This window comes from Brevundimonas sp. GCM10030266, from assembly GCF_042666595.1.
In the GTDB taxonomy this organism is placed as follows: domain Bacteria; phylum Pseudomonadota; class Alphaproteobacteria; order Caulobacterales; family Caulobacteraceae; genus Brevundimonas.
In genome coordinates, this window is sequence record NZ_JBHTCY010000002.1 from 556598 (window position 1) to 570282 (window position 13685).

15 protein-coding genes and 1 pseudogene are annotated in these 13685 nt (G+C 69.2%); 11 read left to right on the forward strand and 5 right to left on the reverse strand.

All coding sequences use genetic code 11. From position 1 onward, the window contains the following. Nucleotides 1-193: 193 nt before the first annotated feature. Nucleotides 194-1699, forward strand: a complete 1506-nt coding sequence (locus ACFQQC_RS09300; RefSeq protein ID WP_376861888.1) for a DEAD/DEAH box helicase — start codon at nt 194-196, stop codon at nt 1697-1699. Between the two features lie 96 nt (nt 1700-1795). Continuing rightward, a complete protein-coding gene (locus ACFQQC_RS09305) occupies nt 1796-2707 on the forward strand; it encodes an oxygenase MpaB family protein (protein WP_376861891.1) in 912 nt (303 codons plus the stop codon). A gap of 8 nt (nt 2708-2715) precedes the next feature. On the opposite strand, the gene ACFQQC_RS09310 is transcribed toward ACFQQC_RS09305, so the two are convergent. Both ACFQQC_RS09310 and ctrA read right to left on the reverse strand, forming a co-directional pair. Continuing rightward, nucleotides 2716-4011, reverse strand: coding sequence for an OmpP1/FadL family transporter (locus ACFQQC_RS09310; protein ID WP_376861894.1), 1296 nt, complete (start codon nt 4009-4011; stop codon nt 2716-2718). A 238-nt stretch (nt 4012-4249) separates the two neighbouring features. After that, nucleotides 4250-4957 carry a response regulator transcription factor CtrA gene (ctrA, locus tag ACFQQC_RS09315; RefSeq protein WP_376861897.1) on the reverse strand — a complete coding sequence of 236 codons (708 nt, stop codon included), beginning with the start codon at nt 4955-4957 and terminating at the stop codon, nt 4250-4252. A 292-nt stretch (nt 4958-5249) separates the two neighbouring features. Here ctrA and ACFQQC_RS09320 point away from each other — a divergent pair, with 292 nt between their 5' ends. The 3 genes from ACFQQC_RS09320 (at nt 5250) to ACFQQC_RS09330 (ending at nt 6787) form a co-directional block, all read left to right on the forward strand. Next, nucleotides 5250-5606 carry a helix-turn-helix domain-containing protein gene (locus tag ACFQQC_RS09320; RefSeq protein WP_376861900.1) on the forward strand — a complete coding sequence of 119 codons (357 nt, stop codon included), beginning with the start codon at nt 5250-5252 and terminating at the stop codon, nt 5604-5606. After that, the gene (locus ACFQQC_RS09325) at nt 5603-6331 is read left to right on the forward strand and encodes a DUF6456 domain-containing protein (protein WP_376861903.1); all 729 of its coding nucleotides are present in this window, start codon (nt 5603-5605) and stop codon (nt 6329-6331) included. The genes ACFQQC_RS09320 and ACFQQC_RS09325 overlap by 4 nt, the downstream gene beginning before the upstream one ends. Before the next feature lie 111 nt (nt 6332-6442). Further along, complete coding sequence (locus ACFQQC_RS09330) at nt 6443-6787, forward strand: hypothetical protein (protein ID WP_376861905.1); 345 nt, start codon at nt 6443-6445, stop codon at nt 6785-6787. 13 nt (nt 6788-6800) lie between these two features. On the opposite strand, the gene ACFQQC_RS09335 is transcribed toward ACFQQC_RS09330, so the two are convergent. Further along, complete coding sequence (locus ACFQQC_RS09335) at nt 6801-7223, reverse strand: SufE family protein (RefSeq protein WP_376862113.1); 423 nt, start codon at nt 7221-7223, stop codon at nt 6801-6803. A gap of 172 nt (nt 7224-7395) precedes the next feature. Here ACFQQC_RS09335 and ACFQQC_RS09340 point away from each other — a divergent pair, with 172 nt between their 5' ends. Continuing rightward, nucleotides 7396-9090, forward strand: a complete 1695-nt coding sequence (locus ACFQQC_RS09340) for a sensor histidine kinase (RefSeq protein WP_376861908.1) — start codon at nt 7396-7398, stop codon at nt 9088-9090. 22 nt (nt 9091-9112) lie between these two features. On the opposite strand, the gene ACFQQC_RS09345 is transcribed toward ACFQQC_RS09340, so the two are convergent. Further along, nucleotides 9113-10528 carry an aldehyde dehydrogenase family protein gene (locus ACFQQC_RS09345; RefSeq protein WP_376861911.1) on the reverse strand — a complete coding sequence of 472 codons (1416 nt, stop codon included), beginning with the start codon at nt 10526-10528 and terminating at the stop codon, nt 9113-9115. Between the two features lie 98 nt (nt 10529-10626). Between ACFQQC_RS09345 and ACFQQC_RS09350 the strand changes: the two are divergent. Both ACFQQC_RS09350 and ACFQQC_RS09355 read left to right on the forward strand, forming a co-directional pair. Further along, a pseudogene (locus ACFQQC_RS09350) lies at nt 10627-10758 on the forward strand (LysR family transcriptional regulator); the annotation flags it as partial. A 76-nt stretch (nt 10759-10834) separates the two neighbouring features. Further along, on the forward strand, nt 10835-11527 hold the full coding sequence (locus tag ACFQQC_RS09355; RefSeq protein WP_376861913.1) for a LysR substrate-binding domain-containing protein: 693 nt from the start codon (nt 10835-10837) through the stop codon (nt 11525-11527). Here ACFQQC_RS09355 and ACFQQC_RS09360 read toward each other — a convergent pair. Further along, nucleotides 11524-12408: a hypothetical protein gene (locus ACFQQC_RS09360; RefSeq protein WP_376861915.1), complete on the reverse strand. Its 885-nt coding sequence runs from the start codon at nt 12406-12408 to the stop codon at nt 11524-11526. The genes ACFQQC_RS09355 and ACFQQC_RS09360 overlap by 4 nt on opposite strands. Before the next feature lie 56 nt (nt 12409-12464). Between ACFQQC_RS09360 and ACFQQC_RS09365 the strand changes: the two genes are divergently transcribed. The 3 genes from ACFQQC_RS09365 to ACFQQC_RS09375 all read left to right on the forward strand — a co-directional run bounded on the left by ACFQQC_RS09365 (nt 12465) and on the right by ACFQQC_RS09375 (nt 13684). Further along, entirely contained in the window at nt 12465-12794 is a 330-nt protein-coding gene (locus ACFQQC_RS09365; protein ID WP_376861918.1) for a DUF1491 family protein, read from the forward strand. A 144-nt stretch (nt 12795-12938) separates the two neighbouring features. Then, a complete protein-coding gene (locus ACFQQC_RS09370) occupies nt 12939-13259 on the forward strand; it encodes an ArsR/SmtB family transcription factor (RefSeq protein WP_376861921.1) in 321 nt (106 codons plus the stop codon). After that, a complete protein-coding gene (locus ACFQQC_RS09375) occupies nt 13256-13684 on the forward strand; it encodes an SRPBCC domain-containing protein (RefSeq protein WP_376861924.1) in 429 nt (142 codons plus the stop codon). Before ACFQQC_RS09370 ends, ACFQQC_RS09375 begins: the two co-directional genes overlap by 4 nt. Nucleotide 13685 lies beyond the last annotated feature (1 nt).

Below are 13685 nucleotides of genomic sequence, written 5' to 3' on the forward strand. Positions count from 1 at the left end.
GCCTCCCTCCCCGGAAGCCTGTCTGTAGAAGCCGCCGGCCTCTCATATTCATTCGCTGCCCGGACACGCGGGGTAGCGCCCGATCCACCCCGAAGGCCCCTTTCAGGCGCCCCATCGGGACTGGCGGTGCGCGGCCCTGACGGCTTTCGAGCCATGGCTGATGCGTGTCGCCGCATGCGAAAGAAGCCGCTCCGTGAGCAACACTACCTTTGAATCCATGGGTCTGAACCCTGCCCTGCTGCAGGCGCTGACCACCGAGGGCTACACCAAGCCCACCCCGATCCAGCAGAAGGCCATCCCGGACGTCATGGCCGGCAAGGACCTGCTGGGCATCGCCCAGACGGGCACCGGCAAGACCGCCGCCTTCGCCCTGCCGATCCTGCATCGTCTGGCCGCCAACCGCGTCGCCCCCGTGCCGCGCACCACCCGCTGTCTGGTCCTGTCGCCGACGCGCGAACTGGCCACCCAGATCGGCGAGAGCTTCAAGGCCTACGGCAAGCATCTGGGCTTCCGCGTCGCCGTCATCTTCGGCGGCGTGAAGTACGGCGGGCAGGAACGCTCGCTGAACCAGGGCCTGGATATCCTGGTCGCCGCGCCGGGCCGTCTGCTGGATCACATCCAGCAAAAGAACCTGGACCTGTCGGCCACCGAAATCTTCGTGCTGGACGAAGCCGACCAGATGCTGGACCTCGGCTTCATCAAGCCGATCCGCCAGATCGTCAGCCGCATCCCGGCCAAGCGTCAGAACCTGTTCTTCTCGGCCACCATGCCGTCGGAGATCGGCAAGCTGGCCGGTGAACTGCTGAAGGATCCGGTCAAGGTCCAGGTGACGCCGCAGTCGACCACGGTCGAGCGCATCAACCAGTCGGTCATCCACATCGAACAGGGCCGCAAGCGCGCCCTGCTGACCGAGATGTTCGCCGATCCCGAGTACACGCGCTGCCTGGTCTTCACCAAGACCAAGCACGGCGCCGACAAGGTCGCGGCCTATCTGGAAGCCGGCGGCGTCGAGGCCGGCGCCATCCACGGCAACAAGTCCCAGCCGCAGCGTGAACGCACCCTGGCCGCCTTCAAGGCCGGCAAGCTGCGCGTGCTGGTCGCCACCGACATCGCCGCGCGCGGCATCGACGTGGACGGCGTCTCGCACGTCGTGAACTTCGAGCTGCCCTATGTGCCGGAAGCCTATGTCCACCGCATCGGGCGGACGGCCCGCGCGGGCAAGGACGGCTCGGCCGTCAGCTTCGTCGCCGGCGACGAGATGAAGCTGCTGAAGGACATCGAGAAGGTCACCCGTCAGAAGATCCCGTCGAGCGACCGCCGCAACGACAAGTCGCTGGCCCTGCTGGACCAGTCGATCATGGCCTCGGGCGTGAAGAACAAGGCCTCGATGCCGGACGACGGCCGTGGCGATCGCCAGCAGCAGCAACGCGGCCCGCGCAATCCGCGCCGCGACGGCATCAAGCTGGAAGGCGGCGGGCAGCCGCACCGCGTCCGCAAGGGCCGCGCCGCCGACGCTCGCCCGACGCCGGAACGCGCCTTCGACCCGATGGCCCGGGATCGCGGTCGCCAGACCAACAACGACCCGCGCCACACCTCGGCCCCGGCCGCCAATGAGCCGAAGCCGGTCGGTGAAATGAAGCGCCGTCCGCGTCGCCGCCGCCCGTCGAACGGCGGCAAGGGCTACGCCGCCAAGGGCTGAGTTCGGCCCGGACTGAAGACAGAAGCGCCCGCCGGAGCGATCCGGCGGGCGTTCTTGCGTTCGGAACCCGGCCCGCCGTCTGCGCCTTGATCCCGCATGGCCTATCGCCTCCCCTCGCCCATCCAGAGCCGCGTCGAGGACGCCGCGCGCGGACTGATGTCCGCCGACGGCTTCCAGATCGACTTCGCTGCGCCGCCGGGCGCGCCCGCCCTGACCGCGCCGGACTCGGTGTCGTGGCGGCTGTTCAAGAACCCGATCTCGCTGTTCATCGGCGGGGTGGCGGCGGTGCTGCTGGAGCTGGCCGAGCCGAAGGTGCGGGCCGGTGTCTGGGACCACACCAGCTTCCGCACCGATCCGGTGACGCGGCTGAGGCGGACCGGGCTGGCGGCGATGGTCACCGTCTATGCGCCGCGCGAGGTGGCCGAGGCGATGATCGAGGGGGTGAACCGCCGCCACGCGCGGGTGACCGGGACGAGCGAGCATGGCGAGGCCTATGCCGCCGACGACCCCGATCTGCTGGACTGGGTGCAGGCCACCGCGTCCTACGGCTTTATCGAGGCCTATGACCGCTACGTCGAGCGGCTGGGCGACCGGTTGAAGGATCAGGCCTTCGCCGAGGCGGCCCCGGCGGCGCGGCTGTACGGGGCGGTGAATGCGCCCGCGAGCGTGGTGGAGTGGCGCGCGGCGCTGGCGGCGATGGACGACCGGCTGGAGGCCTCGCCGATCATCCTGGAGTTTCTGGAGATCATCCGCGCCGCGCCGGCCCTGCCGGGCGGGGGTCGGCTGCTGCAGCCGATGCTGGTGAAGGCGGCGGTGGATCTTATACCCCCGCCGCTGAAGGCGCGGCTGGGGCTGGAGGCGGCGGGGCTGTCCCCGCTGGAGCGCCCGATCGTGCGGGCGATGGCGAAGGCGGCGGACCGGCTGGTGCTCGAAAGCGCCCCTCCGGCCCGCGCCTGTGTTCGCATGGGCCTTCCGGCGGACTGGCTGTACCGTCCGCCGGAGACCTGACGACCGGGTTAGAAGGCCATCCGGGTGCCGAGCGACCAGACCAGGCCGTAGCCTTCTGTCGTGCCACGCAGGCTGGATTGCATCGCCGCCGGGGTGCCGGCGTACAGGGCGCGGTCGCTGTAGGCGTCGCCGTCCTGGAAGGCGATGTAGGTCAGGCCGAGATCGACCGACATCCGGTCCGTGGCCTTGGCGGTCAGACCGCCCGAGATCAGCCAGCGGTCCGAGTCCGGAATACGGGCGGTGCGCTCGTTCGCGCGGGTCGGGGTCGGGGTGTAGCCGATGCCGCCGCGGAAGGTCAGGCGATCGCTGGCGACATAGTCGAAGCCGACGGCGCCGGTGGTGACGTCCTTGTAGTCCAGCGGGATGATCTGGCCGCCGCCCGGATAGACTACGTCGATGGTGTCGAACTCCGACCAGCCGATGCGGTTGACCTGGGCGTTCAGGGTCAGGCGGTCGTTGACGGCGTAGCGGGCCGAGGCGGCGATGTACGACGGGGTGTTGAAGCTGGCGACGCCGTTGGCGGTCAGGTTGGCGCCGGCGAGGGGGCCGAGCAGGCCGGAGATGGCGACGTCGCCGTCCAGTTCATGCTCGATGGCCGAACGGTAGCTGAGGCCGAGGTCCAGCTTGCCGAAGTGGGCCTGGGCGCCGACGTTCCAGCCATAGGCCCAGCCGTCGCCTTCCAGCGAGGAGAAGCCGTCCGGCAGGGTCGGCGACAGGTTCGGCAGGGCCGAGGTCAGCTTGGCCTTGGCGTACTGGGCGTCCACGCCGGCGCCGAGGTCCAGCCAGTCGGTGACGCGCATGGCGCCGACCAGGCCGACGTTGGCCGAGCGCAGCTCCGACGTCATGGCGTCATAGCGGGCGAAGGAGTCGGCTTCGTACTTGGTGGTGAAGTTGTACGGGGCGGCGATGGCCAGACCCACGGCGAAGCGGTCGCCGATCGGGGTGGCGATGGCGAAGTTCGGCACGATGCCGCTTTCGATCGGGCTGTGCGCCGTGGTGTTGCCGACGACCGGAGCGGTCACGCCGCCCGGATAGGTCAGGGTCGAGCCGGCGTCGCGCACTTCGGAGTTCACGGCCACGGCGTGGGCGCCGAAGGTGACTTCACGGCCGCTGCGGGCGATGGCGGCAGGGTTCCACCACAGGGAGGCGACGCCGGTGTCGGCGGCCTCACCCGAGAAGGCGCGACCGGCGCCGCGGGCGGATTGTTCCTGCAGATAATAGGACTGGGCCGCGGCCGGGGTGGCGACGACAACAGCCAGCGCGGCGAGGGCCGCGCCGGCGAACAGCGACTTCGTGGAGCTCATCTTTTGTTACTTTCGGAGGCCCGGAGAGGGGCAGCGTTTCCAAACTATGCCGGGGAGGCGAAGTGGAAATGCGCATCAACGCCTTTGGCTGCAACGCTTTGCGGCATTGTTTCAGAAATGTGATCGAACTTCGCCCGGTCGATGAACGGCGATAGGCTGAACAGGCGACCACACAGCAGAACGCCCGCCGGAGGAACCGGCGGGCGTCTGTCGTTTCTGGCGTTTCTTCCCTGAAGGATCAGGCGGCGGCGGAGGCCGGCAGCGCGCCTTCGGCCGGGTCGCGCAGGACGTAGCCGCGGCCCCAGACGGTTTCGATGTAGTGCTTGCCGCCCGCGGCCGTGGCCAGCTTCTTGCGCAGCTTGCAGATGAAGACGTCGATGATCTTCAGCTCGGGCTCGTCCATGCCGCCGTACAGGTGGTTCAGGAACATTTCCTTGGTCAGGGTGGTGCCCTTGCGGAGCGAGAGCAGCTCCAGCATCTGGTATTCCTTGCCCGTCAGGTGGACGCGGTGACCGTTCACCTCGACCGTCTTGGCGTCCAGGTTCACGGCGATCTCGCCGGTATGGATGATCGCCTGGGCGTGGCCCTTCGAACGACGGACCACGGCGTGGGTGCGCGCGATCAGCTCGTCCTTGTGGAAGGGCTTGGTCATGTAGTCGTCGGCGCCGCCGCCGAAGGTCTTGACCTTGGTCTCGATTTCCGAAGTGCCCGAGAGGATCATCACCGGCGTGTTGACCTTGCCGACGCGCAGCTGGCGCAGGACTTCCAGACCGTTCATGTCCGGCAGGTTCAGGTCGAGAAGGATCAGGTCGTAGTCATAGATCTTGCCGAGATCGATGCCCTCTTCGCCGAGGTCCGTCGTGTAGACGTTGAAGCCTTCCGACTTCAGCATAAGCTCGATGCTCTGCGCGGTCGCGTGATCATCTTCGATAAGCAGGACGCGCATGATTGCCCCTCCAGGCAGAGCTTGGCAGTAGATGTTTAGAACCCGTTTCCGGGTAACCTTGTTCGAGTGTTAACCCCTCAAAACCTTAAGAAGGGTTAACGCGATTGGTTAACGGCGAATCTAGGCTGATTTGCGAATCGGCGTCGAGAGTCCCCGAGTCAAGCGACGCGAATTTTTCCGACATCCCCGCCCCGCCTGACCCATGCGACCAATAACGACGCATGGCAGGAATATAATCCTACACCAAAGCCGGCGAGCAGGGCCGGTGAGAGGGTGATGAGGAGAGCAGGAGATGAACGATCCCTACCGGGCGCCCGCCTCGGGCGGCGACCGACTGAGAGCCGGGCTGGCGCTGCAGATCGTGGCGGCGGCGACCGGCGTGCCGGTGGACCAGATCAACAGGGGCGTGCGCCGGGGCGGACAGGCCTGCCGCGCGCGCTGGCTGGCCATGTATCTGGCGCATGTGACCTATGGCTGGCCGATCGAGCGGGTCGGCCACGCTTTCGGCATGAACCGGGCGACGGCGGCGCAGGCCTGTCGCTGGGCCGAGGATGAACGGGATCGGCCCTGGCTGGACGATCTGCTGAACCGGCTGGAGCGGTCGGTGCGCGATATCCTGGACACGCCGCGCGTGGAGCTGCCGGCATGAGCGGGAGCCACGGACTGGAACGGGCGCGGCGGCTGCTGACCCTGCCGGACAGCTGGCTGGAGGCGAAGGCAGGCGGCTATGCGCTGCGGACCGGGCGGGACCGGCGCGCGCGGATCATGCTGACGCTGGATGAGGCGAGCTTCAGGGCCCTGACGGTCACGCCGGGCCTGCGAACCCGTCCCGGCGGCGGCTGGACAGCGCGTCGGGCGCCCGACGCCCTGCCCTCCGGACCACCGGCGGGGCGTCCGGGCGTGACCGAGGGAGTCCGGACGGTGATGCTGCCGGACGGCCAGAGCGTGGAGCGGGTCGCCAATGTGAGCGCTTCGCCGGTCGTGTGGCTGGCCGCCCGGATCGGTGCGAACGGTCGCCCCGGCCTGACCCGCGCCGAGGTGGCCGCCGCCGGACAACTGGCGCTGGATGCGGAGACCCTGATGCAGGGCAGCGCCGTCACCCTTCGGTGGGACGCCCTGCCGCGAACCGGGCGAGCCGGCGGGCGGAACGGCGGCCTGCCCGTCGCGGGCCATGATCGGGCGCTGGACGCCGCCGGCCGGGTCCAGGCCGCGCTGGCGGCCTGCGGACCGGCGCGGGCCGTCGTCGAACGGGTCTGTCTTCACGGCCTGTCGCTGCAGATGACCGAACAGGCGCTGGGCCTGAGACGCCGGACCGCCCGGGCCATCCTGCAGACCGGCCTGGCGGCGCTGGCCCGGCATTACAGGCTGGGCTGATCGCCCTCCTCCGAGCGCGCGACACGCCTGCGAAGCCGCTTGACTCGACAACCTCAGATACCCCTATTTCGAAACACGCCGGTATTCGCCGACGCCTGTGGGGAGGTTTCCATGTCCATCGCGCTTGTTCTCGCCCTCGCCCTGCTCGGCCAGGACGCTCCAGCTCCGTCGCCCACCGCAACGGCCCCAGCGGCCGCGACCACGACCGCCGCGACGCCGGCGCGTTCGGACAGCGGCGGCGAGATCGTTTGCCGCCGCGAGGCTGTGCTCGGCTCGAACCGGGTGCGCCGCGTTTGCGAGCGGGCCGAAGTCGCAGAGTATCATCGCGAACAATCCCGGCGCTGGTTCGAAAACTATGTTGATCGGCGCGCGACGCTGCCGTGCGAAATAAACGGCCCGACCTGCCCCACCGCGCGCGTCGGTAGCGGTGACATGGTGGTCAACGGGGGCAACTAGGCCCTCCGCCGTCTCAGCCCGCCGCGGCGGCGTCCCGGATGCGCCCGACCATGCTGTTCAGGCCGTTGGCGCGCTGGCGCGTCAGGGCGGACGGGAGGCCCAGCCGGTCCAGCGCCGCGCGGGCGTCGAAACCGAGAATCTCCGCCGGCGTGCGGTTCGAATAGAGCCGCAGCAGCAGGGCGATATTGCCCTTGCTGAGCGCGCTGTCGCTGTCGGCGCGGAAGGTCAGGCGGTCGCCCTCCCGGCCCGACGCCAGCCAGACCTGCGCGGCGCAACCCGGCACCTTGTTGGCCTCGATGCGATCGGCCTCGGGCAGGGGCTCCAGATCCTTGCCCAGATCGATGACGTATTCGATCCGGCCTTCCCAGTCGCCGAGCAGGTCGAACTCCTCGACCAGTTCGGCGAGGACGGCGTCGATGGGGGGCGGAGTGGTCATGGCCGCCAGATAGGCCGTGCGGGCGTTAACGACAACCGCCCGGTCCATCCCCGGAAATCGTCCGTGAGCGGCCTTGCGGCAGTCGCCTGTGGGGGGTGTGCGCTTTGGACGACTCAGCCGGGCGGCTAGGCTGGCCTTCCCTATTCTCGCCACCGCCGACTTCGCCCGCCCCTTGAACGCCCTCCCCCGATCAGAGCCGACGCAAAGCGCCGCCCGCGCCGGGGCCGGTGATCGCGCGGCGCTGGCCGCCTGGCACGCGGGCTGGGCGCTGGCCGCGGCCCTGCTGGCGTTCGGCGCCCGCTGGATCGGCGGCGTCGACGGCCCGGTCTTCTACAGCGTGCTGGCCATGGTCGTGCCGGGCCTGATCGGCCTGAACCTGATCAAGCATGACGCCTTCCGCGACCGGATGATCCTGATGGGCGTCTGGGGCATGGCGGCCCTGACCACGGCAGCCCTGTCGGGAGGCCTGACCGGCCCGCTGGCCGGCTTCGTCTTCCTGCCGCTGGCGGCGGGCATCGCCCTGGGCGCGCCCCGGCTGGTGCAGACCGGCGCCCTGGGCGTCGGCGTGGCGGCGGTCGGCGGCCTGGCCACCAGCCTGATGATGGGCGGCATCGGCCCTCACCTGCCCGCGTTGGCCGCCCTGTCGGCGGTGCTGACCGCGGCGGCGGCGGCGCTGGCCGTGCGCCTGTCCTGGCGTCAGCGCGAGCGCCGCATGGCCTCCGCCGAGGCCGAGGTGCGCCGGGTCGAGGCCCTGATGGCGGCCCAGCCCGGCCTGACCCTGATCCTGGAGCCCTCCGGCCGGGTGCTGGCCGCCTATGGCGCGCCGCCCGCCTCCCTGCCGGTCGATCCGCTGTTCGAACAGGGCCTGGTCGCCGCCATCCACGCGCCGGATCGTCCCCGCCTGCTGGCCGCGATGGACCGGGCGCTGAACGGCCATGAGGGCGCAGCGACCCTGGCGCCGCGCCTGGCGCTGGACCGCCGGGTGCAGCTGGTCCTGCGCCGGCTGGACGATCCCGCCGGCCCGCGCCTGATCGCCCAGACCTTCGACGCCACCGCCCAGTACGCCCGCGAGTTGGGGCTGGAGGTGGCCCGCAACGAGGCCGAGGCGCGCGAGCGCGGCAAGACCCGCTTCCTGGCCAATATGAGCCACGAGTTGCGCACGCCGCTGAACGCCGTGCTGGGCTTCTCGGACATCATGCGCCAGCGCCTGTTCGGCCCGATACCGGATCGCTACGCCGAATACGCCGACAACATCCATCAGGCGGGCGGGCACCTGCTGGACCTGATCAACGACCTGCTGGACGTCAGCAAGATCGAGGCAGAGCGCTACACGCTGGCGGTCGAGAAGTTCGACGCCCGCGAGGTCATTTCCGACGCGATGGCGCTGGTCCGCGTCAATGCCGATGAAAAGGGCGTCAGCCTGTCCGGCGTGCTGTCGCCGGACACGATGGAGGTCTCCGCCGACCGCCGCGCCCTGAAGCAGATTGCGCTGAACCTGTTGTCCAACGCCGTGAAGTTCACGCCCGAGGGCGGCGCCGTGACCGTGACCGTCGATGTGATCGGGCCGTATCTGGAGATCATCGTCGCCGACACCGGCGTCGGCATTGCGCCGGAAGACGTGCAGCGACTGGGCCGTCCGTTCGAACAGGCGGGCGCGCCGGAGCAGCGCCGCCAGGGCACTGGTCTGGGCCTGTCGCTGGTGCGCGCCTTCACCGAACTGCACGGCGGCCGCATGAGCATCGAGAGCACCCTGGGCGAGGGCACGGCGGTGACGGTGCGGATGCCGGTGGCGCTGGTCGCCCGCGCCCCCGCCCCGGAAGGCGGCGCCGAGATCATCCAACTGCCGGTGGCGACGAACGGGGGCTGATCGCCCCCGCTCACTGTCCGTCTCACACCAGAACCGCCTTCGGCTCCATGTGAGCCTCCAGTCCGAAGACGCCGCGCTCGCGACCGATGCCGGACTGTTTGAAACCGCCGAACGGGGCTTGCGGCTCGTGCGGGGCGCCATTGATATGCACCCGACCGGCCTCGATGCGGGCCGCGACCCGGCGGGCCCGGTCGACATCCGACGACAACACATAGGCCTGCAGGCCGTAGTCGGTATCGTTGGCGATGCGGATGGCCTGTTCCTCTTCGGCGTAGGGAATGACGGCCAGCACCGGGCCGAAGATTTCCTCGCGCACGAACCGCATGTCGTTGTCGGCGTCGGCGAAGATGGTCGGGCGGACGAACCAGCCGTGGTCGAGGCCTTCGGGTCGTCCCTCGCCGCCGGTCAGAAGGGTCGCACCCTCCTCCTGCGCCAGCCGGATGTAGCCCTGCACCCGCTCGAACTGGCGCTGGCTGACCATGGGGCCGACATCAGTGGCCGTGTCGTTCGGATCGCCGACACGCACCGCCTCTACCGCCGCCTTCAGCTTCGGCAGGAACTCGGCCATCCGGCTTTCGGGGACCAGAACGCGCGTCCCGGCCACGCAGGCCTGTCCGCTGTTCATAAAGCCCGCGCCAACGACGGCAGGCAGGATGGCGTCGATGTCCGCGTCGTCCAGAATGATCTGCGGGCTCTTGCCGCCCAGTTCCAGCGTCACCCGCTTCATGGTTTCGGACGCCGCCCGCAGGATGGTGCGGCCGACGGCGGTCGAGCCGGTGAAGGTCACCTTGGCCACGTCGCGATGGCTGGAGAACTCGGCCCCGACGACATCGCCGCGTCCGGTGACGATATTGTAGAGGCCCTTGGGCACCCCGGCTTCGTGAAGGGCCTCCATGACGACCTGCGTCTGCAGGGCGCTCATCTCGCTGGGCTTGATGACCACGGTGCAGCCCGCGGCGATGGCCGTGGCCATCTTGGAGCAGATGAAGCTGGCATTGCTGTTCCAGGGCGTGATGGCGGCGACAACCCCCAGCGGCTGCATCACCACCTCGGCGCGACCGATGGTCTGGTGGAATTCGTAGGTTTCCAGCGTCTCGGCCGCCTCGAGGAAGGACTGGGCGGCCATGGCGGCCATCCACTCCAGACGCCCCGACGGCGCGCCGTACTCCTCGATGATCGCCGCCAGCAGGTCGGCGTGTCGCGCCTTCATCGCGTCGTGCAGCCGGTGCAGGACGGCGATACGTTCGGCCTTGCCGGTGGCGCTCCACGCCGGAAGCGCGTGCTTCGCCGCCGCGATGGCCGCGCGGGCGTCCTCGACATCGCCCAGACGCACCCGGCCAATGACGGCTTCAGTCGAAGGATTGTGCAGGTCGAACAGCTCGTCCCCGTGCGGGGTGACGAAGGCGCCTTCGATGTAGATCTGTTGAAGGGTTCGCATGGGATCGCTCCTTGTCGTTGACGGGAAGCGATGTAGTCCGACGCATTTGTCGCTATAAGTCGGACAATACCGCACGAGATAATGAGCAATATCGCACAATGAACCGCTCCGGCCTGACCGAACTGGAAGCTGTGGTGGCGGTGGCCAAACGCGGCAGCTTCCGCGCCGCGGCCCGTGATCTGGAATTGTCGGCCTCGGCGCTGAGCCATGCGGTGGCGGGGCTGGAGGCGCGGCTGGGCGTGCGTCTGTTCGACCGAACAACCCGCAGCGTTTCGCTGACCTCGGCAGGAACAATTTGTCGAACAGGTGGCCCCGGCCCTGGGCGCCATCCACGGCGCGATAGAGGGCGTGGACCAGCACCGCGACCGGCCTTCGGGCGTGCTGCGACTGAACACCTCGCTGGGCGCCGCCCAGCTGGTTCTGCGCCCGTTGATCCTCGCCTATCTGCGTCGCTATCCCGGGATGAAAGTCGAACTGGTGACCGACAACGCCCTGATCGACATCGTCGCGGGCGGGTTCGACGCAGGCTTCCGTCTGGCCGAAACCGTGCCAGTGGACATGACGGCGGTGACAGTGATCCCGGCCATCCGCTCGATCGTCGTCGGATCACCCGCCTATTTCGAAGGCCGGGTCCCGCCGCGCTCGCCGTCTGACCTGAAGAACCACACGGGTGTGCGCGCGCGGATGGCGTCGGGGGCGGTCTACCGCTGGGAGTTCGAGAAGCGCGGGCAGGCGGTGGAGATCGACGTGCCCGGCGACCTGACGCTGGACGATGCAGGTCTGATCCACGAGGCCGCGCTGGAGGGGGTCGGGCTGGCTTATGTGACCGAGTATTCGGTGCGGGACGATCTTGCGGCCGGACGACTGTTGCAGGTGCTGGAAGACTGGACGCCGTCCTATCCGGGCCTGCAGCTCTACTATCCCGGCCGGCGACACGCCCCCGCCAAGCTGCGAGCCTTCATCGACATGGCGCGGGCCTATGCGAAGACGGCGGCTTAGACCGTCCCCATGGCGATGAAGGCCCGGCCGGCGGCGAAGTCGCCCGCTTCGAACGGCACGCTGGCCACGCTGCCATCCCGGAAATGGAACTCCAGGGCGAAGGCCTCGCGCGGGTCCAGCTGTTCCAGCGCCTCGGCGGCGGAAGCCGCGAAGGTCCAGGCGTCGCCCGCCCGCTTGCCCTCGGACAGCAGGGTCGGTTCGGCCGCCGAAACGCCCGAGGCCCACAGGCTGGCGCGGGCCGAGGCCGGGACCAGATTGTCGCCCGCCAGCCAGGCGCGCGGCGCCTTGGCGGGATCGCGGAAGACCAGCCGGGCCGAGGTCGGGCGCGGATTGCCGTACCAGCTGACCACGGCGGTCAGGGCCGCCTGATCGCCGGTCCCGGCATAGCCGAAGGTCACCGGCGACGATCCGATCATCGACGCCTGCTGCAGCCGCCAGGTCGCGCGGCTGTAGGCGGCGCGATTGGCGACCCAGTCGTAGCGGTCGCCGGGGAAGGTCATGCGCGGCATGCGCGCCCAGCCGGAGAAGGCCTCGTTCACCCGATCCTTGACCACCGCCAGCTGCGGGTCGGCGCAGGCGACGGCCCCGGCGCGGGCGCGGGCGCGCAGGCCCGCATCCGTCACGTCGGCGGCGGCCACGCCGGAGCGCAGGGCCGCGCCCCGGGCCTGCGCCTTGGCGGCGGTCAGGGCGCGTCCGACCTGGGGCTCGAACAGGCTGCAACGGCTGTCGGCGGCGACCACGAAGGCGCGCTCGTAATAGGTGGAGGACGGATTGCCGACGGCGGCGCCCGGCGCGAACAGGGTCGCGGCGACCATCAGGGCTGCGAGGGGACGGGCTACCACTCGCGCTTGGGTCTTCAGGGCGTTCTGCCGTATCGTCATGCCCCGCACCCTACGCATGGAGCGTTCAGGTCCGGTGTCCGAGCAGGGTTAGCGAATTGCTTCTATCGAGTGATGTCTGGGTCGCGGCCCTGATCCGCCGCGCCGAGATCGGCGGCGCCTTCGCCACGGTCGCGCGCAAGGGCGACGCGCGGGCGGGAACCGTCATCGTCAAGGTGTTCAACACCGCCGAACGCCGCGCCCGACTCTATAGTGAAGCCTTCGGCCCCGACGGCGAGCGGTTGTGGATGCAGCCGGTCGAGAGCGAGTTCGAGAGCGAGCTGGACGACTATCTCCAGCGCCAGATCCGCTACGACCCCGACCTCTGGATCGTCGAGATCGAGGACCGCGAGGGGCGGCATTTCATTACCGAGAAGGTGGCGGGTTAGCGGGCGGCGCTTTCATCCATCGATAAGACCCGCAGCGCCTTCAATGGCCGAGGTTCGCCCGGTAGCGGGGGCTGGAACGCCAGGCAGGTGGACAACTCATAACCGTTGAGTTATGAATTGGGTCCCATTCGCCCACGGTCCTTGATGCCCGACACGTCCGATCTCTTTCGCTGCCTTTCCGATCCCACGCGCAGGGGGATTTTCGAGAGGCTGTGCCGGGAGGGTGAGCAGACGGTGACGGTGCTTACCGCCCACGCCGGGGTGTCCCAGCCCGCAGTGTCCAAACATCTGGGCATGCTCAGGTCGGTCGGCCTTGTCGAGGTTCGACAGGACGGACGCCAGACCCACTACCGCCCTCGCCTCGCCGCGCTCGCGCCGCTCAATGACTGGACGCAAGAGATGACGGGCTTCTGGTCGGCGCGCATGGATCGTCTCGATGACCTGCTGAACCGGATGGACCAATGACACAGACCGAGACCCGCTCCGTCATCGTCGAACGCGAGTTCGCCCATCCACCGTCCAAGGTCTGGCGCGCCCTGACCCAGCCTCACCTGATCGAAGAGTGGCTGATGAAGATCGACGCGGCGCCGGATATCGTCGGTCGCGCCTTCCACCTGACCGGAGAATGGGGCGGGGTGCTGGATTGCGAGGTCGTGACGCTCGAGCCGGAACGCGTGCTGGCCTACCGATGGGACTTCGCCAACCCGGACCCGCAATACGCCCTGAGCAGCGTCGTCACCTTCACCCTGACGCCGCAGGGATCGGGCACGCACCTGCGGATGGAGCAGGTCGGTTTCCGCCCCGACCAGAAGCAGGCCTTGGGCGGCGCCCGCCATGGCTGGGCGGCCTTCCTGCAGAACATGGACGCCCTGCTGACCCGTATTGACTGAC

Excerpts from the sequence above, each read along its gene's own strand:
- ACFQQC_RS09325 (WP_376861903.1), top strand. The coding sequence starts at position 5,603 with ATGAGCGGGAGCCACGGACTGGAACGGGCGCGGCGGCTGCTGACCCTG.
- ACFQQC_RS09330 (WP_376861905.1), top strand. The coding sequence starts at position 6,443 with ATGTCCATCGCGCTTGTTCTCGCCCTCGCCCTGCTCGGCCAGGACGCT.
- ACFQQC_RS09375 (WP_376861924.1), top strand. The coding sequence starts at position 13,256 with ATGACACAGACCGAGACCCGCTCCGTCATCGTCGAACGCGAGTTCGCC.
- ACFQQC_RS09335 (WP_376862113.1), bottom strand. The coding sequence starts at position 7,223 with ATGACCACTCCGCCCCCCATCGACGCCGTCCTCGCCGAACTGGTCGAG.
- ACFQQC_RS09345 (WP_376861911.1), bottom strand. The coding sequence starts at position 10,528 with ATGCGAACCCTTCAACAGATCTACATCGAAGGCGCCTTCGTCACCCCG.
- ACFQQC_RS09305 (WP_376861891.1), top strand. The coding sequence starts at position 1,796 with ATGGCCTATCGCCTCCCCTCGCCCATCCAGAGCCGCGTCGAGGACGCC.
- ACFQQC_RS09370 (WP_376861921.1), top strand. The coding sequence starts at position 12,939 with ATGCCCGACACGTCCGATCTCTTTCGCTGCCTTTCCGATCCCACGCGC.
- ACFQQC_RS09320 (WP_376861900.1), top strand. The coding sequence starts at position 5,250 with ATGAACGATCCCTACCGGGCGCCCGCCTCGGGCGGCGACCGACTGAGA.
- ACFQQC_RS09310 (WP_376861894.1), bottom strand. The coding sequence starts at position 4,011 with ATGAGCTCCACGAAGTCGCTGTTCGCCGGCGCGGCCCTCGCCGCGCTG.
- ctrA (WP_376861897.1), bottom strand. The coding sequence starts at position 4,957 with ATGCGCGTCCTGCTTATCGAAGATGATCACGCGACCGCGCAGAGCATC.
- ACFQQC_RS09360 (WP_376861915.1), bottom strand. The coding sequence starts at position 12,408 with ATGACGATACGGCAGAACGCCCTGAAGACCCAAGCGCGAGTGGTAGCC.